Origin of the sequence: Streptomyces wedmorensis (assembly GCF_000716445.1) — a bacterium.
Taxonomy (GTDB): domain Bacteria; phylum Actinomycetota; class Actinomycetes; order Streptomycetales; family Streptomycetaceae; genus Streptomyces; species Streptomyces wedmorensis.
Genome location: NZ_JNWK01000159.1, coordinates 1 through 1,040, shown reverse-complemented (window position 1 = coordinate 1,040; position 1,040 = coordinate 1). Strand labels below are relative to the sequence as shown.

Sequence of the window (1,040 nt, the reverse complement as noted above, 5' to 3'; positions counted from 1 at the left end):
GTACGAAGGCCGCTCGTCCCGACGGAACGACGGACGCTCGCCACCACGGTCGTCACGACGGAACCCACCGCCACGGCTGTCGCCACCACGGTCGTCACGACGGAAACCGCCACCGCGGTTGTCCCCACCACGGCTGTCGCCGCCACGGTCATCGCGACGGAAGCCACCGCCACGGTTGTCGTCCCGCGAGAAGCCCGGACGGTCACCACGGTCATCGCGACGGAACCCACCACCGCGGTTGTCGCCGCCACGGTCATCGCGACGGAAGCCGCCACCACGGTTGTCGTCCCGCGAGAAGCCCGGACGGTCACCACGGTCATCGCGACGGAACCCACCACCGCGGTTGTCGCCACCACGGTCATCCCGGCGGAAACCGCCACCACGGTTGTCGTCCCGCGAGAAGCCCGGACGGTCACCACGGTCATCGCGACGGAACCCACCGCCACGGTTGTCCCCACCACGGTTGTCCCCGCCACGGTCGTCACGACGGAAGCCACCGCCACGGCTGTCGCCGCCACGGTCGTCACGACGGAAACCGCCGCCGCGGTTGTCCCCACCACGGCTGTCGTCCCGGCGCGGCCCGCGGAAGCCGCCCCGGTCGCCGGCGCCACCGTCCCTGCGACGAGGCTCGCGCTCCGGACGGTCGTCGGGAGAGTTGGTGGGCATGGTCGTGACTCCTGTCTTCGGGTACTGCAGTCATTCTCGCGCAGCCGGCACTCAGCTGCGCATCGGAAAAAGTCAAGCAAAAAACAAAAGGACCCTTGGTCCCAGCGTCCCACAGGGTCCCCCCTGCAGTACCATCGGCGCTGAAAGGCTTAGCTTCCGGGTTCGGAATGTAACCGGGCGTTTCCCTAACGCTATGACCACCGAAACCCTATCGGTTTCGAGCGAACAAGCACACTCTGTAGTTGTGTTCTGCTCTAGAAACCAGCAACTGTTCGTTGCTTCAGAACTAACACAGTGGACGCGAGCAACTGAGGACAAGCCCTCGGCCTATTAGTACCGGTCAGCTCCACCCATTACTGGGCTTCCACATCCGG

1 rRNA gene is annotated in these 1,040 nt (G+C 66.0%); it reads right to left on the bottom strand.

Annotated features, from left to right (window positions below):
- Positions 1–756 precede the first annotated feature (756 nt).
- A 5S ribosomal RNA gene (rrf, locus tag OO54_RS40910) occupies positions 757–871 on the bottom strand.
- Between the last annotated feature and the right edge of the window lie 169 nt (positions 872–1,040).